The 20,653-nt window shown below is 72.1% G+C and carries 19 protein-coding genes; 8 read left to right on the top strand and 11 right to left on the bottom strand.

Annotated elements, in window-relative coordinates:
- Positions 1-5 precede the first annotated feature (5 nt).
- Complete coding sequence (locus tag GTY56_RS13900; protein WP_161365660.1) at positions 6-383, top strand: VOC family protein; 378 nt, start codon at positions 6-8, stop codon at positions 381-383.
- Between the two features lie 33 nt (positions 384-416).
- Here GTY56_RS13900 and GTY56_RS13895 read toward each other — a convergent pair whose 3' ends face one another.
- Both GTY56_RS13895 and GTY56_RS13890 read right to left on the bottom strand, forming a co-directional pair.
- Positions 417-1,526 carry a hypothetical protein gene (locus GTY56_RS13895; protein ID WP_161365659.1) on the bottom strand — a complete coding sequence of 370 codons (1,110 nt, stop codon included), beginning with the start codon at positions 1,524-1,526 and terminating at the stop codon, positions 417-419.
- Between the two features lie 2 nt (positions 1,527-1,528).
- Positions 1,529-2,578 carry a beta propeller repeat protein gene (locus GTY56_RS13890; protein WP_161365658.1) on the bottom strand — a complete coding sequence of 350 codons (1,050 nt, stop codon included), beginning with the start codon at positions 2,576-2,578 and terminating at the stop codon, positions 1,529-1,531.
- Positions 2,579-2,744: 166 nt separating this feature from the next.
- On the opposite strand from GTY56_RS13890, the gene GTY56_RS13885 reads away from it, so the two are divergent.
- Positions 2,745-3,092: an antibiotic biosynthesis monooxygenase gene (locus tag GTY56_RS13885; RefSeq protein ID WP_161365657.1), complete on the top strand. Its 348-nt coding sequence runs from the start codon at positions 2,745-2,747 to the stop codon at positions 3,090-3,092.
- Between the two features lie 200 nt (positions 3,093-3,292).
- A complete protein-coding gene (locus GTY56_RS13880) occupies positions 3,293-3,763 on the top strand; it encodes a hypothetical protein (RefSeq protein ID WP_346345485.1) in 471 nt (156 codons plus the stop codon).
- A gap of 86 nt (positions 3,764-3,849) precedes the next feature.
- Here the strand turns inward: GTY56_RS13880 and GTY56_RS13875 are convergent, their stop codons facing one another.
- A complete protein-coding gene (locus tag GTY56_RS13875; RefSeq protein ID WP_202510132.1) occupies positions 3,850-5,292 on the bottom strand; it encodes an amidase in 1,443 nt (480 codons plus the stop codon).
- Positions 5,293-5,382: 90 nt separating this feature from the next.
- On the opposite strand from GTY56_RS13875, the gene GTY56_RS13870 reads away from it, so the two are divergent.
- Complete coding sequence (locus GTY56_RS13870) at positions 5,383-6,018, top strand: TetR/AcrR family transcriptional regulator (RefSeq protein WP_161365655.1); 636 nt, start codon at positions 5,383-5,385, stop codon at positions 6,016-6,018.
- 394 nt (positions 6,019-6,412) lie between these two features.
- Here the strand turns inward: GTY56_RS13870 and GTY56_RS13865 are convergent, their stop codons facing one another.
- Complete coding sequence (locus tag GTY56_RS13865; RefSeq protein ID WP_161365654.1) at positions 6,413-8,335, bottom strand: protein-arginine deiminase domain-containing protein; 1,923 nt, start codon at positions 8,333-8,335, stop codon at positions 6,413-6,415.
- A 158-nt stretch (positions 8,336-8,493) separates the two neighbouring features.
- Complete coding sequence (locus GTY56_RS13860) at positions 8,494-8,916, bottom strand: DUF350 domain-containing protein (protein WP_107458967.1); 423 nt, start codon at positions 8,914-8,916, stop codon at positions 8,494-8,496.
- 149 nt (positions 8,917-9,065) lie between these two features.
- Here GTY56_RS13860 and GTY56_RS13855 point away from each other — a divergent pair, with 149 nt between their 5' ends.
- Positions 9,066-9,758, top strand: a complete 693-nt coding sequence (locus tag GTY56_RS13855) for a 2-phosphosulfolactate phosphatase (protein ID WP_161365653.1) — start codon at positions 9,066-9,068, stop codon at positions 9,756-9,758.
- 181 nt (positions 9,759-9,939) lie between these two features.
- A complete protein-coding gene (locus tag GTY56_RS13850; protein ID WP_161365652.1) occupies positions 9,940-10,989 on the top strand; it encodes a 3-hydroxyisobutyryl-CoA hydrolase in 1,050 nt (349 codons plus the stop codon).
- A 53-nt stretch (positions 10,990-11,042) separates the two neighbouring features.
- On the opposite strand, the gene GTY56_RS13845 is transcribed toward GTY56_RS13850, so the two are convergent.
- The 5 genes from GTY56_RS13845 to GTY56_RS13825 all read right to left on the bottom strand — a co-directional run bounded on the left by GTY56_RS13845 (position 11,043) and on the right by GTY56_RS13825 (position 16,563).
- The gene (locus tag GTY56_RS13845; protein ID WP_161365651.1) at positions 11,043-12,083 is read right to left on the bottom strand and encodes a vWA domain-containing protein; all 1,041 of its coding nucleotides are present in this window, start codon (positions 12,081-12,083) and stop codon (positions 11,043-11,045) included.
- 226 nt (positions 12,084-12,309) lie between these two features.
- Complete coding sequence (locus GTY56_RS13840; RefSeq protein WP_161365650.1) at positions 12,310-12,681, bottom strand: hypothetical protein; 372 nt, start codon at positions 12,679-12,681, stop codon at positions 12,310-12,312.
- A 138-nt stretch (positions 12,682-12,819) separates the two neighbouring features.
- Complete coding sequence (locus tag GTY56_RS13835) at positions 12,820-14,058, bottom strand: SpoIIE family protein phosphatase (RefSeq protein ID WP_161365649.1); 1,239 nt, start codon at positions 14,056-14,058, stop codon at positions 12,820-12,822.
- 33 nt (positions 14,059-14,091) lie between these two features.
- Entirely contained in the window at positions 14,092-15,015 is a 924-nt protein-coding gene (locus GTY56_RS13830) for a universal stress protein (RefSeq protein ID WP_161365648.1), read from the bottom strand.
- Between the two features lie 87 nt (positions 15,016-15,102).
- On the bottom strand, positions 15,103-16,563 hold the full coding sequence (locus GTY56_RS13825) for an aldehyde dehydrogenase family protein (protein WP_161365647.1): 1,461 nt from the start codon (positions 16,561-16,563) through the stop codon (positions 15,103-15,105).
- A gap of 210 nt (positions 16,564-16,773) precedes the next feature.
- Here GTY56_RS13825 and GTY56_RS13820 point away from each other — a divergent pair, with 210 nt between their 5' ends.
- Positions 16,774-19,200 carry a SpoIIE family protein phosphatase gene (locus tag GTY56_RS13820; protein ID WP_161365646.1) on the top strand — a complete coding sequence of 809 codons (2,427 nt, stop codon included), beginning with the start codon at positions 16,774-16,776 and terminating at the stop codon, positions 19,198-19,200.
- Positions 19,201-19,297: 97 nt separating this feature from the next.
- Positions 19,298-19,798 carry a VOC family protein gene (locus GTY56_RS13815; protein ID WP_161365645.1) on the top strand — a complete coding sequence of 167 codons (501 nt, stop codon included), beginning with the start codon at positions 19,298-19,300 and terminating at the stop codon, positions 19,796-19,798.
- Here the strand turns inward: GTY56_RS13815 and GTY56_RS13810 are convergent.
- On the bottom strand, positions 19,776-20,633 hold the full coding sequence (locus GTY56_RS13810) for an alpha/beta fold hydrolase (RefSeq protein WP_161365644.1): 858 nt from the start codon (positions 20,631-20,633) through the stop codon (positions 19,776-19,778). The two genes, GTY56_RS13815 and GTY56_RS13810, sit on opposite strands and share 23 nt — an antisense overlap.
- Positions 20,634-20,653 lie beyond the last annotated feature (20 nt).

Genomic DNA, 20,653 nt, shown 5'->3' with positions numbered 1-20,653 from the left:
GGTCCGTGATCGCTGATCTTCAGTACTTGGTACTGGATTGCCCTGAACCGGCGGAGCCGGCCGCGTTCTACCGGTCGCTTCTCGGTGGCACCGTCGACCAGCCGGACCCGCGGTGGGTGCTGAGCGACGCACGGGCGACGCTGCACACGGCGTCCGGTGTCGTCCTCGCCTTCCAACGGGTGACGCCCTACCGGTCGCCTGCGTGGCCCGGCCCGGCCAGACCGCAGCAGTTCCACCTCGACTTCGGCGTCGCGGACCAGGACCGTGCGGAAGAGCAGATGCCGGCCCGTGAGGCAGCGGTGCTGGACTCCGGTGAGGGCGGGCGGGGTTGGCGGATCTGTGCCGACCCGGCGGTGCACCCCTTCTGCCTGGTCCGCCACTGAGGGGCGATGCCTTCGCCTGCTCGGCCGGTCGCCTCAGCCGTACCGCAGGACGCGCGGGGCGAAGGTGCCCTCCGGGCCGTCGGCGCGGCCGACCGACCACACCGTCGCCGTGCCCGGCACCGGCGCCAGCCGCAGCGTCCTGGAATCGCCCTCGCCGGCCACTGCCGGTTCGGCGTACCCGGTGAACGACTGGCCGTTCCAGGCGAGGAAGTCCGGCCCGGGTACCCACGGGGGAGTGCTGCCCGGCGGACCCCACTTCTGCGAGCGGGCCACCGAGACCCAGCCCAGTCCACCGGACGCGCCGGGCACCAGTGAGGTGATGCCGCCGAAGTCGGTGGGGACGGTCACCCGGTTCCACGCCTGCCCGTCCCAGCGGACCAGCAGGGGCGGAATCGGCCGCCCCACCGGCCCGCCGACGAACCCGGCCGTGCCCCCCGCCCACACCTCCGTGGGCGAGACCGCCAGCACACTGCCCACGGCCGACCGCGGGAACCCGTCCACGATCGTCTGCTGCCACGCCTGCCCGTCCCAGTGCGACACGGCCGCACCCGAGGCCGTCTCGCCCGCGGCCCAGACGTCGTCGGCCGCGAGGACGTGCAGGCCGTAGACGGCTCCCGGCGGTGCCGGCACGTCCTGCCAGCCGCGCCCGTCCCGCCGCAGCAGCACCTGCGCGCCCTCCCGCGAACCGATCAGCCAGGTCTCACCGCCGCCGGTGACGACCTTGGTCAGCACCACGCCGCGCGGCGGCCGGCTCTCGGACCAGGCGTCGCCGTCGAAGCGGAGCAGGCGGGCCGCGCCCGCCGTGTCGCGGCCGATCGCCCAGAGAGCGGCCGGTGAGGTGCCGGCGACCGACAGCAGCTCCCCCTGCCAGCGGATCCCGGGCAGGCTCTGGCGATGCCACGCCGTGCCGTCCCAGCGCAGCGCCAGCGGGAAGCCCGGCGCCTCACGGCCCACGGCGTCGGCACCCACCGCCCAGGCCCGGTCCGGCCCGAACGCCACGGCCTCGTTCAGCCCGGCCTGCGGACGCACCTGCGCCGGGACCGGAACGTGCTGCCAGGACGTGGTGTCCGCCCCGGCCGGGCTCATGCCGGCCAGGATCGTCATGGCGACGGCGAGGGCCGCGACGAACAGTCTGCGTGCCATGGTCAGCCTCCCAGCCGCTCACTCATCAGGTTGGGTCTGGAGCCGTAGATCTCGACGGTCCCGAAGGACAGCAGTGAGGACCCGGCCCTCGCGAGCGCCCGAGGCCGGACGTCGATCGCGTCCGTGCGTTCGGGGCCGTGGGTGAAGGTGGTGCGGGGGCCGTCCACCCGCGCGTACTTCGACCGGAACGCGAGGTCGCTGCGCACCGGCAGCCACAGCGCGCCGTCCGGACCGCGCACCATGGCCTCGGTGTGGGTGTCGCCCAGCGGCGGGTACGAGGTGCGCCAGGTGTGCCCGTTCCAGGTCATCAGATAGGTGCGGGACACGCCGTCGGTGTACCGACTGCCGCCGACGGTGACCCGGCCGGACGGTTCGGGCAAAATCGTGTGCACGTTGCTGTCCGGCGGCAGCGGCACCTTCGCGTCCCGCCACGTCGTGCCGTTCCAGCGCAGCAGGGTCGTCCCGGTGCTGGTGTCCCCCCAGGCCCAGGCGTCGGCGGCGGAGCGTGCGGTGATCCCCATGACGTACCGGACATCGTCGGGCGTGGACTGCGCGGTCCAGCCGGAGCCGTCGTAGTGCAGCACCTTCAGCCCGGTGTCGTCCTCTCCGACCACCCACGCGGCACCCGGCACGGCGGCGAAGTCCTGGTGGGTCCACAAGGTCTGCGGCAGCGGCACGGTGCTCCAGCCTTCCGCGGTCCGGCGCAGGATCGCGCCCGAACCCGAGCGGTTGTACAAGGTCCACATCTCGTCGCCGACGAACTGCACCTTGCCGAGCAGGCCCGGTTCCCCGGCGCCGGGGAAGCCGGTGTCCCGGTTCCACGCCGTGCCGTCCCAGCGGTACATGAGGGGCCTCGGCCCGTCGGCGGTGTGCTCGTACCCGGTCGCCCACGCCTCGTCCGGCCCGCGGGCGGCGAGGTCGGACACCGTCACCGGCGGGGCCGCCGCCGGCACGGGCAGCGCCGACCAGCCGGGCGTCACGGCCGAGGCGGGAGACACCACCGAGGCACATGCGATCACGAGGCAGACGACGACCGCGCGAAGCCCGTTCACGAGACCTCCCCAGAACGCGAAGGCCGCTCACCTTATGGCGGCTCACCTCTGCTGAACAGACGTCACACGGCCAATCAGACGTTCGCGGACGGGTGGTTGTGCGCTGAGGCGGGCGCGCGAGATCGTACGGGACGAAACTGCCGGTGTCGTCCGTTGGAGGACCTCCGTGACCGATGTCGCGCCCGCGTCGCTGCCCGCCCCGCCCTACTACGCCGTGGTGTTCACCGCCGTGCGGACCGCAGGCGACAACGGTTATGCGGAGGCGGACGAGCGGATGATGAAACTCGCCGCCGACCAGCCGGGATTCCTCGGTGTCGACTCCGCCCGGGGTGCCAACGGCCTGGGGGTCACGGTGTCGTACTGGAGGGACGAGGAATCGATCGCGGCGTGGCGGAATCACGCTGAGCACGCCCTGGCCCGTGGGCGTGGACGCGAGCACTGGTACGCCTCGTTCGCGCTCCACGTGGCCAAGGTCGAGCGTGCCCACGGGTTCACCCGCTCCGCGGAGCAGTGACGGCACCACCCCGACGCGGCGGCGGTGCTACCGGTCCCGGGCGAGGGCGGGAGGCATGCTGGTGGCCGTGACCGGCGTGCGCGCGGCGCGGGTGCCGCGACGGCCGAACGGGGCCGAGGGACCCGCGTCCCGGGACAGGTGAGGGGCATCAGGTGGCGGACGACCGGCGAGCGGAAGTGCCGCCCGCAACGGAGGCCGCCGTGCGGGCGGACCGTCTCAAGGAGCGGATCTACGCGACCATCACGATGATCGCGGTCGTGGTCGGACTGTCCCTCGGCGACGTGGGTTCCCTCGGCGCCGTCGCCACGGTCCTCACCACCGCACTGGGGCTGTGGCTCGCTGCGTTCGTCGCCGACCAGCAGGCCCACCGCACGATCCACCGCCACCTCGCCAGCGGCCCCGAACTGCGCCGCATGCTGTACGTCAGCAGCCCCCTGCTGTCCTGCGCCGTGGGCCCGGCCGTACTGATCGCCCTGGCCGCGCTGGACGTCCTGTCCTTGCACGCCGCGCTGCCGGCGGCGGCGGGGGTGGGCGTCCTCTCCCTCTTCCTGTGGGGCTGTCTGGGCGGGCTGCGCATGGGAGGCGGCGCCCTGGCGGCGACGGTGGCGGGCCTCGCGGACGCGGCGATCGGTGTGGCGGTCGCCCTGGTGAAGGCAGCGGCCGGGCACTGATCCGGCGCGGCACGGGGGACGGCGGCGAGCCGCATGCCGTAGGGGCGGCCCCGGCAGGCAGCCCGCATGCCCGGTGGCAGCTCCGTCTACCGCGCGGCAGCCGGGGATTCGGGGCGAGGGCTGATCGGCGTGAGCACGCCGAGGCGGTCCTCGATCTCCTGGGCAGCGGCCAGGCACAGGTCTTCCCGGAACGCGCGCCCGATGATCTGTACGCCGGCGGGCAGTCCGTCGCCGAGTCCGGTCGGTACGGCGACCGCGGGGACCCCCACGAAGCTGGTCACCGTGCACAGGCGCATGCCCTGGGCGACCCGCTCCCGCCCCGCTTCGTCGCGTGACTCCAGTCCCGGCACGACGGGCGGCTCGGTGAACACCGGGCCGAGCAGCAGCGGGTAGTCGTCGAGGAACTCTGCCCACGAGCGGCGGATGCCGAGCCAGGTTCCCATCAGCTTCGTGAGCTCTGCGGCGTTCGCAGGCGGAGTCTTCTCCATGGCCATCTGGATGTAGCGGTCTCCGCCTGCGCCGAGCAGTTTCCGCACCACCGGCCAGGTCGGCGCGAACTCGGTCACGGTGATCCGGCCGTATGCCTCGAGTGCCTCGTCCAGCCGCGGAACGTCCGCCATCTCCCGTACGTCGTACCCTGCGTCGCGCAACGCGTCCGCTGTCGCTGTGACGGCCCTGCGGACGGTGGGGTGGACGCCGTGGCCTCCGGGGTCGGCGACGACCGCGACCTTGACCGGCCCCGGCAGCGGTTCGCCGTAGAGGGGCACGGGTACGGCCCGCGGGTCCCGGGGGTCGGTCCCGGCCAGCGCCTCGTATGCCAGCCGCAGGTCGGCGACCGTACGCGCCAGGGGTCCGTCGGTGACCAGCATCTGTGAGGCTGGTCCCGGGTCGTCCGGGCCGAGGACGCGGTGGTCGGCGGGGAACCGCCCGGTGGTCGGCTTCAGCCCCGTCACGCCGCAGAACGAGGCTGGGATCCGTACGGATCCGCCGGAATCGTTGCCGAGACCGAGTGCGGCCATGCCGGTGGCGACGGCCACTCCGTCACCGCCGCTGCTGCCGCCCGGGGTCCGGCTCCGGTTCCACGGGTTGACGGTGTCGCCGAACAACTCGCTGCGGGTGTGCATCCCGGCCACGACGAGAGTGGGCATGTTGCTGTGGCCGATCGGTATGGCTCCCGCCGCGCGGAGCCGGGCCACCGGGGGTGCGTCGGCCGGAGCCACCAGGTCGCGGAAGCGTGACGTCCCGAGTGTGGTCGGCACGCCCTCGACAGCGGTGGTCTCCTTCACCGTGAACGGCACGCCGGCCAGCCGCCCGAGTTCCTCGCCCGCTGCTCGCCGCCGGTCCGTCTCGGCCGCCGCCTCACGGGCTCGCTCGGCCATCACCTGCGTGACCGCATTGAGCTGCGGATTGACCTCGCCAATGCGTTCCAGGTGACTGTCGACCAGTTCGAGGGCCGACATCTCCCCACCTCGGACCGCCTCCGCCTGGGCGGCGGCCGTCATCGCCCACAGGGCGTCCTGCCTGATCATCGCGCTTCCCCTCCACGTGCCGAAGTGCTCGTGGCCGAACCCTAGCCTGGAAGCGATACGATCGTATCGGAATAAGGAGGCTGACCACGCATGCCCAAACAGGTGGACTACGAAAACCGACGCCGCCGGATCGCCGAGGCCGTCTGCCTCCTCGCCGACGAACACGGACCGGAGGGCGTGAGCATGCGCGACGTCGCCGCCCGTGCGCAGGTCTCACTGGGCGCCGTTCAGCGGTGCTTCCGCAGCAAGGGCGAGATGCTCCTCTTCGCCGTCGACCACGTCGGCGAACGCATCACCGACCGTGTGAGGACCCGCCTGGCCGCAAGCCCGGCCCAGTCGGCCGCCACCGCCCTGGGCCACGCGGCCGACGAGATCGCCCTGCTCCGCGAAGAACACCGCGCCGAAGCACGGATCTGGCTCGCGTTCATCGCTCAGGCCGCTGTCAGCGAGCCACTCGCCGGCCCGCTGAGAACCAGCTACGCGGCGCTCCAGAGCCTCCTCGCCCGCCTCATCACAGAGGCCACCGGCAACGGCTCGGCCGACGAAGGTGCTACGCCCCCCGACCCGCAGCACGAGGCCTGCACTCTGCTCGCCCTCGCCGACGGTCTCACCACCCATGTACTCGTAGGCCACTTGACCGAAGCGGAAGCCGAGGAAGTCCTGCACACGCATCTGGCCGGCCTCTGGCAACGCCTCGGCACCACCCGCCTCCGAAAGACCATCTGACATCAGGGCACTCATCGCCTCGCTCGTGCCGTGCCGGCTGCACCGGGCACCAGGGCAGGGGAGCTGCCACAGGCACCAGGTCGTGCCGCTTGTCCCTGTCGAGGTGGAACGCCCCGTACAGGTTGAAGTCCGACCAGAACAGCACAGGTTGAAGTCCGACCAGAACAGCACAGATCGAAGTCCGACCCGAACAGCACGGTCAGGCTGCGCCGGTCTTCGCTGCACCGGCGACGTGGACGCCGTCTTGCGGCAGAGCCGGTAGCCGTACCGGGTGGTCACCCCGCACCTCCCGGGCACGGGGCTTCGCCGTTCAGCTCAAGTTCTCGACCTCGCCCCACAGGGCGGCCTCGCAGTCCGACGGGCCGCGCGGCTGCGGCCGGCAACCACCCGCTGCCTACGCCCCGTTGCGGTTCGCCACCGGGCGCTGCCACCACGGGGCCGTCGCGTCGCGCAGGGTGTTGGTGCCGCAGTGCACCTCACCCATACCGAGGTGGTACGTGTACCAGTCGTCGATGTACGAGACCTTCAGCCCGACCCGCTGGTAGGCGGCGGTGACGGCTTCCGTGAAGATGTCCTTGCCGCCGATGACGGGTCCCCACTGGCGGGGCGCGAGGTAGCGGTCGCGTGCCAGGAGCACGCCGTTGACCGCACCGGGCACGTAGGCGCTGGTCGTCACCGTCGCCGGAGCCGCCGCACCGGGGGCGGGATTCTGCGCGAGCCACTTCTGCTGGCCCTGCTCCCGGAGGCTGTCCACGAGGTCGGAACCGGCGCCCATCCGCGTCAGACGCGGCACGGGAACCTCCTGGCCGTCGGCGGTCAGAGCCTCCGAGTCACGGGTGTACAGCGCGGGGACCCGCACGATCTCCTCGTCGGTGACCCCCGTCTCGCGCTTGAGGATCTCCAGGTTGGCCGCGATGCGCCGCGCCGCCATCTCGTTGTCTGCCACCAGGTGGCGGGAGGCGAGGGCCTGGTCGATGGTCTCCTTGGGCGCCGGAGCGCCACTGCGCCCCGGCACGGAGAACATCTTCGTTCTGCCGTGGCCGTCGCGCTTGGCGTCGCGCAGCAGTTGCAGCCCCGCCTTCGGGTCGGCAACGCCGATGCGCCAGCCGCGCGGGGTGTCGGCGGGCAGGAACTGCACGAACTCGTCGACGTGGCCCACGCCCAGCCAGGAGGTGTCCAGCAGCAGTGGCTCCTGCAACCCCTGCGCCGCGAGCATCGTCCGCATCACCTTCGACGGGCGCGCCCCGCTGTCCTTGCGCTCACCCATGATGATCCGTCCGGCCGGGAAGGAGCGTCCGCCGTGCGCGTAGGGCGGGACGGTCTCCAGGTTCCCCATGGAGTTCAGCGACCAGTCGTCGGGCTCCGCCCCGTCGGTCACCTGCACGACGCCGACGTCCCGGCCGCGCATCCTCTCGAACAGCTCCCGGCCCGCATCCCGGTCCGGCTGGGCGGAACGCAGCATCACGCGCATCACGTGCCGCTGACCGCCCGGCCCGGTCATGCTGACGTAGGCCGGTTCGACGAAGTCCTGGGCCCAGCGGTCGGCGTACATCTCGAAGGTGACCAGAGGCGTCGTGACCCCGGCCTTCTCGACCTCCTTCTCCAGAGCGGCGACGAACTCCCGCTGGAGACGGCTGTCCGGGCCGTTGCCCTGGACCTTGGACACCATCACCTGCTGGGTGTCCTGAAGGTGGTGCTGCGTCAGCAGCGGCGCGACGCGCAGGGTGACGGCGTCGGAGGTGGATGTCCGACCGGACGTCACCGTCAGCCGGATGACCGCACGGCCGTCCCACTTCGCGGTGTCGCGGACGACGTCGGTGGCCTCGACACCGAACTCCACACCGGAGCGCAACTCGGCGGCCGTCAGCCGGGTCGCGGACGTCACCGGGATCCACTGGCCGGCGCGCCGGAGGAAGAGGTGCGCGTGCTTGCCGCCCGTGGCCATCTTCAGACTGCCCGTGGCGTTCGCGGGGAGGCCGGGCAGGGGCACGGAACGGACCCGGGCGAGGTCGGCGGTGTCCTCGGTGCCGTTGACCTTCGTGTCGGAGGCGTCGTTGCACGCGGCCAGCTTGGCGTCGGTCAGGGGCTCGCCGTCGGGCGCCTTCACCGGGCACCGCTTGGAGTCGTCATCGATGTTGGGCAGGAACACGGCTCCGCGGTCGACGGACCAGGCGTCCTCCCCCGTCTTGTCGCTGCCGCCGGTGACATCGACGCGCCCGTCGCGGTTCACATCCGCCCGCAGATCGGCGCGTACGCCCGTCTCGGCGGCGAAGGCGGAGCCGGCCGGCCCCGCCAGCACGGATCCGGCGGCAGCCATGGCCAGGACCACTGACCCGGCCGGGTACAGACGCGAACGTATGGGTCTGGGTGAACGCACGGCACGTTCCTCTCAGTTGCGGGGGGGGGCTCCGCCCTACAAGAGGTGGAACTGTGCCTGTGCGTTCACTGTGGTGCGAGAGTTGCTCCGTCGGCGCTTCAGGCGATGGACGCCGCGATGACGGCCGACACGGCGAGGTTGCACGACGCCGTCACCCAGACCGCGGGATGAGGCTCCGTCTCGACCAGCGTCGCACCCAGGCGGCCCGGGGTGACCAGGTCGACCAGCAGGAACGCCAGCGCCATCATCACCAGCCCCAGCAGCCCGAACGCCGCGGTCGAGACCAGCCCCTTGCCGAAGTCCTCGTACGTCGTCCATATCGACGTGAACACGATGCCGCCGATGCCCAGCAGCGCGGAGCTGAGGACCGTGGCCGCGTTGCGGTTGCGCTGTTCCCAGATCTGCCGCCCGAGCTTTCCAGGCGTCAGCACGTCCACCAGGACGATGCCGAGGAGCAACAGGACCAGTCCCAGACCGCCGTACGCGGTGGCCCGCCCGAGTCCATTGACGATGTCGCTCATGGGATTGCCAACTCCGAAGCGTAGAGATCAAGGAGAGGCAAAATGTAGCGCACACGTGCAGACCGCAGACGGGCGCCCGGTCATCCGTGACGCCGACCAGTTTCTCCACTTCCGGGCGCCGCGGGAAGGACCCCGGCGATCATGGCCCGATGGAGACTCGCTTCCTTGGCATACCGGAACTCGCCGAAGTCCCTTCCGTGGCCGTCGTGGTCGACGTCATGCGTGCCTTCACGGTGGCCGCCTGGGCCTTCGCCCGAGGGGCGGAGAAGATCGTTCTTGCGGAGTCGCCGGAGGACGCCCTGGCGCTCAAGGCACGTCACCCCGGCTGGGTGGCGCTCAAGGACGGTCCGCCCGCGCCCGGGTTCGACGCCGTCAACTCCCCGGGAATGCTGCGCTCCGCCGAGCTCGCCGGGCGGACCGTCGTGCAGAAGACGACGGCGGGGACGGTCGGCGCCCTCGCGGTCAGGGAGGCGTCGCTGGTGCTGTGTGCCGGCTTCGTGGTGGCGGAGGCCACGGCCCGGGTCCTGCGGGCGCGCGGGTGCGACCGCGTCACGTTCGTGGTCACCGGCGAGGGCGGGCAGGCCGACGAAGACCTGGCGTGCGCCCAGTACATCGCCCTGAGGGCCACCGGGACCGGCACGGAGGCGACCGGCTTCCTCAGGCGCGCCGGTGCGTCGCGTGCCGCGGCCGAGCTGACGGACGGTGTGCGGCAGGGTGTCCACCCCGACGACGTCGCGCTCTGTCTCGAACTCGACCGGTTTCCCTTCGCCATGGTGGCGATCTCGGAAGACTCCCTCATGGTCCTCCGCCCCTCGGTGCAGAGCGCCGGACCGGGCCGGTGATGCGGCGGCTCGCGGACCAGGGGCGGGGGCCCCTGCCACGCCAGGTCCAGGGCACCGTAGGGTCCGCGGTGGCGGGTCGATCCGGCGCAGGCAGCGAGCGACCTGGTGGCCTCCACGTGAAGGGAAAGGAATCGACAGTCATGCGCGTCATCGTGGCCCGCGGCCCGGGGGAGGAGTTCCGGTGAGCGGAGCCGAGGAACCCGGACCCGTCCTCTTCCACACCAGCGGCCGTGCCGCCCACATCACGCTCAACCGCCCGCGGGCCCTCAATGCCCTGACGCACACCATGGTCCGCCGCATCGACGAGGCCCTCACCGAGTGGGCACGGGACCCCGCGGTGGGAACCGTCGTCATCACCGGCGCGGGAGAGCGGGGCCTCTGCGCCGGCGGCGACATCCGTGCCATCCACGACGACGCCCGTGACGGCGACGGCACGGCCTCCGCCGCGTTCTGGCGCGACGAGTACCGCCTCAACGCCCGCATCGCCCGCTACCCCAAGCCGTACGTCGCCGTGATGGACGGCATCGTGATGGGGGGCGGCGTCGGTGTCTCGGCGCACGGCAGCGTCCGTGTCGTCACCGAGCGGTCCCGGGTCGCCATGCCGGAGACCGGGATCGGCTTCGTGCCGGACGTGGGCGGTACCCGTCTGCTCGCCCTGGCTCCCGGGGAGCTGGGCACGCATCTCGCTCTGACGGGTGCTCAGATCGGTGCTGCCGATGCGCTCTTGTGCGGGCTCGCGGACCACTACGTGCCGGCGGCCGCACTGCCGGAGTTCCTCGAAGCCCTGGCCGGGCTGCCCGTGGAGGAGGCCCTCGACGGGCATGTGCGGACACCTGCGCAGGGCGTCCTTGCCGCCCGGCGCGACTGGATCGACGACTGCTACGCCGCCGACACCGTCGAGGAGATCGTGCGGCGGCTGCTCGCGCACGGCGACCCCGCCGCCAAAGAGGCCGCGGAGACCCTGCTCACCAAGTCGCCGACCGCCCTCAAGGACACCCTCGCCTCCCTGCGCCGTGCCCGGACGCTCGGGTCGCTGGAGCCGGTTCTGAACCAGGAGTTCCGTGTCTCCTGCGCCGCCCTGGATCTGCCCGACCTGGTCGAGGGGATCCGCGCCCAGGTCGTCGACAAGGACCGCCGGCCGCGCTGGTCGCCGAAGAGCCTGGACGAGGTCACCGACAGCGATGTCGAGCGCTTCTTCACTCCTCTCGGAGCGCGTGAACTCGGTCTCTAGGCGGAGTGCCGGGGGCGGCGAGGCCTCCGGCACGCCGTCGTCTTCACGACAGGTCAGAGCATCAGCAGCAGCCGCGTGTTCGGTACGAGCTTCCGGTTGACGCTGGTGCTCTGCACGAAGATGGTGAAGTCGTCATTGTGGTCCGGCTTGACGCGGGCTTCCGCGTCGGGCAGGCCGAGCAGGCTTCGCGCCGCCGGCCCCGTGTACACGCGGTCCGTCTTCTTCTCCAGCACCGCGATCTGCTTCCGCGCCTGGATCTTCTCCGACTTGCTCAGCTGGTAGAACGCCGCACCGGTCCGGTAGGTGTGCCCGCACTCGATGACCCACTCCCTGATGGCCGCGTCGCGGGCCACCGGTATCAGCTGGAACGCCGACGGATCGACCGGCGTGAGGCCGGCCGCCTTGATGGTGTCCTTGTTGACCGCTTCCGCGCCGGTGGAGAACACCGCCCGCGATCCCCGGATGCCCTGGGTGCGGCCCATCATGAAATTCTCGGTGGCCTGCCGGATGACCTGCCCGGCCTCCTCCAGACCCTGCGTGCTCGTGGCGTCCCAGATGGCGATGTTGTCCCTGGGGAATCCGCACTGCATGGCCTCGCGCTTGCCCATCTGGTCCGGCACCAGGACGGCCAGCGTCCAGTTGTCCTGCTGGGTCTCGATCATCCGGGCCACGGCCTTCACCAGCTCCTGCGGATCCCTGGCCGGGGCGTCAGGGCTACGGTGACTGGCGTTCTCCTGCCCGTCGGTCAGCACGAACGTCAGGAAGCTGTGGTCGCCGTACAGCTGGGCCGTCTGAGCGAGCTCGTGCTGTGACTTCAGCGCGGCTGCCAGGAGGGCCGTCATGCCGCCCGTCCGGTACAGCTGCTTCAGCGACGGCATGCGCAGCACGTCCTTGTCGTAGATGACGCACTGCACCTTGTCGGCGAAGACGTACACCGTGACACGGGTTTCCTGGTCCAGTTCCTTGGACCGGCGGGCCAGATACGCGATCTGCTGGTCGGCGACCTCGACGACCTTGTGGCTCAGGTGCGACATGGACGAGCTGGCATCGAGCACTAGAGCGACGTGATTGATGTAGTTCTGGCTTCCGGACATCACAACTCCCCCTCGTTCCGGTGTCCCGGTTGGATGTTTTTACCTTCTCACCCACCACTGACAATCGATCTTGGTCCGGCGCCGGGGGGGGAGGGAGGCGTGGGATCCGTATTCGGGGGTATCCGCTTGCCGCTGGACGGGGAAGGGCTGCGACACCTGGGGAGGTCGAAGCGGCCCTTCCCCCGCGCCGGCGCGGGGGGACCGCCGGGTGCGGGGAGCCCCGGCGTCACGACAGCAGCATGCGCGTCCATGCAACGGCCAGGACGAGGCAGGCGAGGGTGAACAGGCCCTGCACGACGGCGGTGACGGGCATCCTCAGACGGGCGTGCACGAAGGCGCCGGCCGCCGCCAGGGCCGGAGCGCCCCAGACGATGAGCCAGGTCGCAGCCGGGGTCTCGCGGGTGCGAGGGGTGGCGGAGGAGCGTGGTGACGGTGCCGTTCCCAGGCCGACCGCGAGGAGCAGCAGCCCGGCGACGACGACGATGACGGCGTCCGCGACCAGGAGCAGCAGGGCGACGGCGATGTCGGTGAGCAGGGAGGGGCGTTCGCGCCGGGACGGCGTCGAGGATTCCTGGTCATCCGTGGACGGTGAGGCCATGACCTGACTGCACCACGGAATGGCGTGTTCAGGACCGTCCCGGACCGTGGAGGAACCCGAATGTGACCATCGGTGACCCGAACCGACCAGGCCCGTCCCGCACCACGAGCCGTGCAGCGGACGGGCCCTCGCACCGGACTACAAGCGGATCACGATCAGGGCGATGTCGTCCGGGGCACCTTCGGTGACGTCCAGGCGGGCCAGCAGGCCGTCGGCCAGCTGGTCGGGCAGCAGCGTGCGGTCCGCGCGCAGAGCCGTGGTCAGCCGGGCCAGACCGGCGTCGATGTCCTCGTCGCGCCGTTCGATGAGCCCGTCGGTGTAGAGCACGAGGGTATCGCCCGGCGTGTAGGTGAGGCCGGCCTGGGGGCGGGGGACATGGTGCTCGCGTGCGCCGAGTGGCGGGTCGGTGGCCCTGTCGAGCAGCTCGCACGTCCCGTCCCGGCGGTGCAGCAGGACGGGCGGTGGGTGCCCGGCGTTGCTGTAGATGATCAGCCTGCTGCGGGTGTCGATGAGCACCTTGACCGCCGTCGCCGCCATCGCGCCGTCCACGGACCTGGCGTACAGGCCGAGGACCTCCAGCGCTTGCGCGGGGCTGGGAATGGCCCGGATGACGGCGCTCAGGGCGCTGCGCAACATGCCCATGACCGCCGCTGCGTGCAGTCCGTGGCCGACGACGTCCCCGACGGCCGCGGCATAACGGTCGGGCGGAAGGTCGACGACGTCGTACCAGTCGCCGCAGACGTTCAACGAGGTCGTCGCCGGCAGGTACCGCACGGCGATGTTGTCGTGGTGGCTCAGATCGGGGACGGAGAGCATGGCCTCCTGCAGCGTCACAGCGACCTGCCGTTCCCGGGCGTGGGCCTGGAGCAGCTCCCGGTTCAGCCGGTGCAGTTCGTCGGTGCGCGCGTACAGCTCGGCGGCCAGGCCCTTCTCCCGCGTGGTGAACTCCTCCCCGAGCTGTCCGGCCCGGCCCGAGCGGAAGAAGGCGGTGACGTCCTCGGCCCGCTGGACGATCCACTTCACCGTGCCGTCCGGACCGGGAAGCGGAGTGTGGATCTTCGACCACCACCGCTCCTCGAACCCGCCCCGCCGGCCGGGGGCGGGGATGTCGTAGCGCTGGAGCACCAGGACGTCCGGCTTCCCGGTGTCCAGGGCCCGGCACAAGGACGTCTTCACGTCCCGTTGCGGGTCGTTGGGGAAGCCGGGGCGCGGTGGCAGGGCGTCGAAGTACCGCTTGCCGATCAGGTCGCGGCTCGCCCGGCCGGTGGTCTGCAGGTAGGCCGGGTTGACGTAACGGATCACCAGGTCCGTGTCCAGAACCAGGTACGGGCTCGGCGTGGTGTCGAAGAAGGCCGTGAAGTCGATGTCCACCGTCATCACGCGCTCGCGGGCGCGGCTTCCCGTTGCAGTCTACGGGGGATCCCCCTCGTTGCCGTCCGCCGCCGGGCCCTCGTCCCGGTGACGGACCACCGCGACCGGGCACCGCGCATGGTGCAGGACGGCCTGGCTGACCGACCCCAGCAGCAGGCCCCTGAAGCCGCCCCGCCCGCGTGCTCCGACGACGAGCAGCTGCGCGTTCGCGCTCGCTTCGATGAGGGTGTGCCGCACCCGGCCGGCCACCGGCCTGCGCACCACCGTGACGTCCGGGTGCCTCGCACCGGGACCGGCGAGCGCCGCGTCGAGGACGCGCTCGGCGTGCTCCCGCAGGTGTGTCTCGTCATAGGTGACGAAGGGGGGATCGGCCGGGCCGTCGTAGACATCCGGACTCCCTGTCCGGCACGCGTGCAGCGCCGTGAGGTCCGCGCCGCGCAGGGACGCCTCGGCGAAGGCGAAACGTACGGCTTCCTCGGAGGCGGGTGAGTCGTCGACCGCCAGCAGGACGGGGCCCGCCGGGTCGGGGCGCCCCCGCACCACCAGCACGGGACAGCGGCCGTGTGCGGCGAGGTGCCCGGACACGGAGCCCAGCAGCAGGCTGCTGAACGCGCCCAGGCCGCGGCTGCCGACCACCACGAGCGAGGCCGTGCGTGAGGCGATTTCCAGCACCACCAGGGGCTCGCCCACGGTGACGTCACGGGCGATGTCCACCTGGGGTGCCACGTCGTGGGCTCGCCGCTCGGCTGCCGCCAGCGTGCCGTCGAGCAGTTCCCGCACCCCTGCCCCGGCCGGATTCCACGGGGGCCCGCTGCCGCCGGCCGGCAGGCGCGAGGACGACCGCCCGAAGGCATGCACCAGCCGCAGCTCCGCACCACGGATCGCGGCCTCATGGCTCGCCGCCCCCACCGCGTCCAGACTCGACGGTGAACCGTCGACTCCCACCACCACCGGCTTCGTCATGGCGGCACTCCTTCCTCGTGGAGGGGCCCCGGTCCGTTCCCGCGTGGGCGACCGGCGGATATGCCGCGTGGCGGACCGCGCCCGGGGTCACGACGGTCCCGGCGCCGTCATCCAGCGCCACTGGGTGAACTGCTCCAGGCTGGCCGTGCCGCCGATACGGGAGCCGTTGCCGGAGACACCCATGCCTCCGAAGGGGGCGTTCGCCGCGTCCTTGGCACAGACGTCGTTGATGTGGACCATGCCGGTGCGCAGCCGCTCGGCCACAGCGGTGGCCCTCGGCACGGAGCCGGAGTGCACGGCGGCCGCAAGACCGTACGCGGTGTCGTTGGCGATCTCGACCGCCTCCGCCTCGCTGCGGAAGGGCAGGACGGGAGCGACGGGACCGAAGATCTCCTCCGTGTACGCGGGCATGGCCCGGTCGACGTGGTCCAGGACGGTGGGCGGGTAGAACAGTCCCTCGCGTCGGCCGCCCGTGAGCACCCGCGCCCCGGCCGCCACGCTCTCGTCGACGATGCGCTCGACCCGGGTGGCCTGCCCCTCGCTGATGACCGGCCCGATGCCGACGCCCTCCTCGCGGGGGTCGCCCACACGCATGGCCAGCGCGTGTCGGACCAGCGCCTCGGTGTACGCCTCGGCCAGATCGGCGTGGACCAGGTGGCGGCCGGCGGCGACGCACGCCTGCCCCTGGTATCCGAAGGAGCTCACCGCTCCGGCGAACGCGGCGGCCTCCACGTCCGCGTCCTCGAGCACGACGAGCGAGTTCTTCCCGCCGAGTTCGAGCAGGACCCGTTTCAGCCCCTCACCCGCCACCCGGGCCACGGCCCGCCCGGCCGCGGTGGAACCGGTGAACGCGATCATGGCGACGTGGGGGTCCGCCGCGACAGCCTGCCCGGTTCCGGCGCCGCCCGGCAGGACGTGCAGCACCCCCTCGGGCAGGCCCGCGTCCTCGAAGAGCCGGGCGACGAGGACACCCCCGGACACCGGCGTGAGCGGGTCGGGCTTGAGCAGCACGGTGTTGCCCAGCGCGAGCGCGGGGGCCAGCGCGCGCACCGCGAACAGGAGCGGAGCGTTCCAGGGATTGATGACACCGACCACGCCGAGCGGCACCCGCCACGCCAGGCTCGTGCCACCCGGGGCCTGCGGCTCCAGAACCTCTCCCCGGGGCAGCGAGGCGAGCCCGACGGCGTGGGTCAGCTGGGCGAGGGCGGCGGCGATCTCGTAGTCGCCCTTGGCGGGGACGCCGGCCGACTCCCGGACGATCCACTCGCGGAAGCTGTCGCCGCGTTCCCGCAGGATGCCGGACGCCCTGAGCAGCACCCCGGCACGGTCAGAGGGAGCAGCCGCGGCCCACTCCCCGGCAGCCGCGGCGGCCCGTGCTCCGGCCCGGGCGACGTCCTCGGGCGACGCGATGCCGACCTCGGCCAGGGTGTCCCCGGTGGCCGGTTCGATCACCTGACGGGTGCCTCCTCCGGGCGCGCGCCAGCCCGAGCTGAAGATCTTCCCGGCCCACTCGGTCCGGTCCGGCCACCTCTCACCGATGACAGCCATGGGTGCCACCCTCCGTCCGGGACCGTGCCGCCGCCCTGCCGTGAGGACCGCCGGTCTGCCACGAGGCCCGCCGTCCCGCCATGAGGACCTGTTCGCGCACATCTGTCACTCTTGATGTCTAGTGTCGTAAAAAGTGAGGGTGTGGCGCACCTCGGGTTCAGGGCGCTCCCCGGCAGACGGCGCCAGGCGGGAGTGAGGCGGGATGAGGTCATGATCGGATCCGCGTCCGCCCGGGACGGGGACCCGTCGGGCGGCGGGTCGCGGGAACGGGTCGACGAGGCGGCCACGGCCAGGGCCGTCGTCGATGGTCACGGTGTCGTGACCGCGTGGAACGAAGGGGCCGGGAGACTGCTCGGATACCGGGCCCCGGAAGTGATCGGCACGAGTGGTGCCCGGCTTCTCGCCGACGCCGCTCCCCTTCACGCACCGGACGCGCTGACCGGCCTGCGAAGGTGGAGCGGGACGGCCACCCTGCTGCACCGGGACGGCCACCGGCTCACGGTCGGACTGCTGGCCCACCGCCGGGAGAGCGCCGGAGGCGAGGACTGGCTCCTGGTGGCCCCGGTGACCCGGCAGGCACCCACGCCGCAGGACGACGCGTTCGTGCGGCGCAGCTTCGCGCAGGCTCCCTACGCCCTGGCCCTGTACGACACCGGCCTGCGGTTGCGCTGGGCGAACGGGGACATGGAACGTGTGATGGGCTTGTCCGAGGCGGAGATGCGCGGCCTTCGGGTGACGGAGATCGTCCTCGACCCGGAGAGCGAGCGGGCCGAGGAGGGCATGCGCACCGCCCTGCGGACAGGTCGGCCCCAGGAGCTCGGAGCCGCGCTCCACCTCGCCGGGCATGAGCGGGAGAGCGTGTGGTCGGTCTCCCTGGTGCCCGTGCGCGACTCCGGCGGGCGGCTCGAAGGCGTCCTGCTGTCGGCGCACGATGTGACGGAGCAGTACCTCTCGCGGCAGCGGCTGGTCCTGGTCGACGACGCCAGCCGGCGGATCGGCAGCACGCTGGACCTGCCCCGGACCGCCCAGGAACTCGCCGACGTGGCCGTCCCCCGGTTCGCGGACTTCGTCACGGTCGATCTCCTGCCGTCGATCGAAGGGGGCGAGGACCCGCCGGAGGGCCCTCCGCACGGTCCGGTGATGATGCGCCGGGTCGCCTCCCAGTCCGTTCTGGAGGGCTGCCCCGAAGCCGTGGTGCCGCACGGGACGGTGGCGAACTACCCGGAGCGTTCCACAGCGGCCCGCTGCCTGGCGGAAGGGCGGCCGGTCATCGAGCACATCACCCCCGCCGCACTGGCCGACCTCGACCGCACGGCCCCGCAACGGGCCGCACGCATGCGGCAGTTCGGGTTCCACTCGGTCCTGGCGGTACCCATGCGCGCACGTGGTCTCACCCTGGGCGTGGCCACGTTCTCCCGCCATCGGCGGCCCCAGCGCTTCGAGCAGGACGACCTGCTGCTGGGCCAGGAGATCACCGCCCGCGCCGCCGTCTGCATCGACAACGCGCGGCGCTACACCCGCGAGCGTGACACCTCCCTCACCTTGCAGAACAGTCTTCTGCCGCAGCAACTGCCCGAGCAGGCGGCCCTGGACGTCGCCTCCCGCTACCTGCCCGCCAGCGCCCGGGCCGGGGTGGGCGGCGACTGGTTCGACGTCATACCGCTCGCCGGTGCCCGGGTCGCCCTGGTCGTCGGTGACGTCGTGGGCCACGGCATCCAGGCCTCGGCGACCATGGGGCGGCTGCGCACCGCCGTACGCACCCTGGCGGATGTCGACCTGCCTCCCGACGAGTTGCTGACCCACCTCGACGACCTCGTCAACCGCCTGGCCGGCGGGGCCGACACCATGGCACCGCTCGACGGCGACATCGGTGCCACCTGTCTGTACGCCGTCTACGACCCGGTCTCCGGGCACTGCACCGTCGCGCGGGCCGGCCACCCCGTGCCCGCTCTGGTGAGGCCCGACGGCACCGTCGAGTTCGTCCAGGTGCCGGCGGGGCCACCTCTCGGGCTGGGCGGCCTGCCCTTCGAATCGACCGAGCTGGAGCTCGCCGAGGGCAGTCTCCTCGTCCTTTACACGGACGGGCTGGTGGAGAACCGCGGCCGTGACATCGACGAGGGCATGGCCGCCATGCGCGCGGTGCTGGGGCGGCCGGCGCATGATCTGGAGGCCACGTGTGACGACCTGCTGAGCACCCTCCTCGCGGACCGCCCCTCCGACGACGTGGCGCTCCTCGTGGCGAGGACACGGGCCCTCGACGCGTCCCATGTGGCGACCTGGCCGGTGACGCCGGACCCCGCCGCGGTCGCCGACATGCGCAAAGCCGCCTGCCGGCAACTGTCCGAATGGGGCTTGGACGAGGCCGCGTTCGTCACCGAGCTGGTCGTCAGCGAACTGGTGACCAACGCCATCCGGTACGGCCGCCCGCCCGTCGAGCTCAGACTGATCTACGACCGCACCCTCATCTGCGAAGTCTCCGACGGCAGCACGACCGCGCCCCACCTGCGCCGGGCCCGCACCTTCGACGAAGGCGGACGTGGGCTGCTGCTCGTCGCCCAGCTCACCCAGGGCTGGGGCACCCGTCAGATACCCAACGGCAAGATCATCTGGGCGGAGCAGGCACTGCCCGCCGGCTGAGGCGTCGCCCATCGCCTTCCCCGGAACCTCTAGGACAGGATCTGACCTACACCCTCCGTACCTTCAAGGGAGCAGCACACACTCGGGAGGAAAGCGGATGACCGTACGACCGATCCCGGACGGCTACCACACCGTCACGCCCTGGATCATCTCGCGCGACACGGCCGGGCTGATCGACTACCTGAAGGAAGCGTTCGGCGCGGAGGAGATCGCGCGGGTCGTCGGCCAGGACGGCCGGATCGGGCATGCGGAGGTGCGGATCGGCGACTCGGTCGTCATGCCCTTCGACGCTCCGCCGGACTGGCCGCCGACGCCCGCCTTCCTGCGCCTCTACGTCGAGGACGCCGACGCCGCGCACCGCAGGGCCGTCGCGGCCGGCGGCACGTCGGTGACCGAGGTGACGCACCTCTTCTTCGGCGACCGGATCGGGCGGGTGCGCGACCCGCTGGGCAACCTGTGGTGGCTGCAGACGCGGGTGGAGGAGGTCAGCCCGGAGGAGATGGAACGCCGCCTCGGCGACCCGAAGTGGACCGAGGCGATGGCGTACGTCCAGGGCGCCGACTTCTTCCCGGGGCCTACGGGCGACGCACACCGGTAGGCGTACACGACATCGGCAGTGCGGACACGGCCTGGTAGGCAAGCTCGTCGAGGAACTGCCGGAGCACCTGATGCAGCACCTCGGGGCGCTCCAGGTGCACGTCGTGTCCCGCCCCGGGGACGCTCAAGGCCACTGTCCCCGGGCGCTGTTGCAGCATGGCCTCCGCCTCGTGCGTGGGCACGATGCCGGACCGTCCCAGGACGACCAGCGTCGGGCACGTGATGCTCGCCCACTCGTCCCAGAAGGAACGCCGGGCGTTCTCGGCCAGAGCTTCGATCATCACGTCACGGTCGAAGCGCGCCCACCAGCCCCCGTCGCGCTCCTCCAGCCCGCCCGCCCAGCCTTCCCCGACCGCACCGCCGCCGAAGAACTCCACGGCGGCGCGGTGCGAGGGGAACGGCGTCGGCCACGCGTCGAGCATCGCGCCGATCTCCACCTGCACGTTCGGATCGGCACGGCCCGGACCCGCCTCGACGAGGACGAGCCCGCGCAGCAGGCCGGGGTGCGCCGCGGCGGTGAGCAGGGCGGTGTGCCCGCCCAGCGACTGACCTGCCAGCACCGGCCGGTGCAGGCCGAGTTGGCCGATGACGGCGACGGCGTCGGCGACGTACGCGGCGCGGGAGACATCGCGCGGCCGGCGTTCGCTCGCGCCGTGCCCGCGCTGGTCGACGGCGACGACCCGGTAGCGGGGGCTGAGATCCCTGGCGAGGGCGTTCCATTCGCCCGCGTGACCGGCCAGCCCGTGCAGCAGCACGACCGGGGGCCCCGACCCGCCCCAGTCGCGGCAGGCGATGCGGACGCCCTCCCGGACGACGGTGCGCTCGGTCCAGGTCATGCCGGGTCTCCAGACGGTGG

Source organism: Streptomyces sp. SID5643 (assembly GCF_009872555.1).
GTDB lineage: Bacteria > Actinomycetota > Actinomycetes > Streptomycetales > Streptomycetaceae > Streptomyces > Streptomyces iakyrus.
The sequence above is the reverse complement of the archived record's forward strand: the minus strand, read 5'-3'. Positions and strand labels throughout refer to the sequence as shown.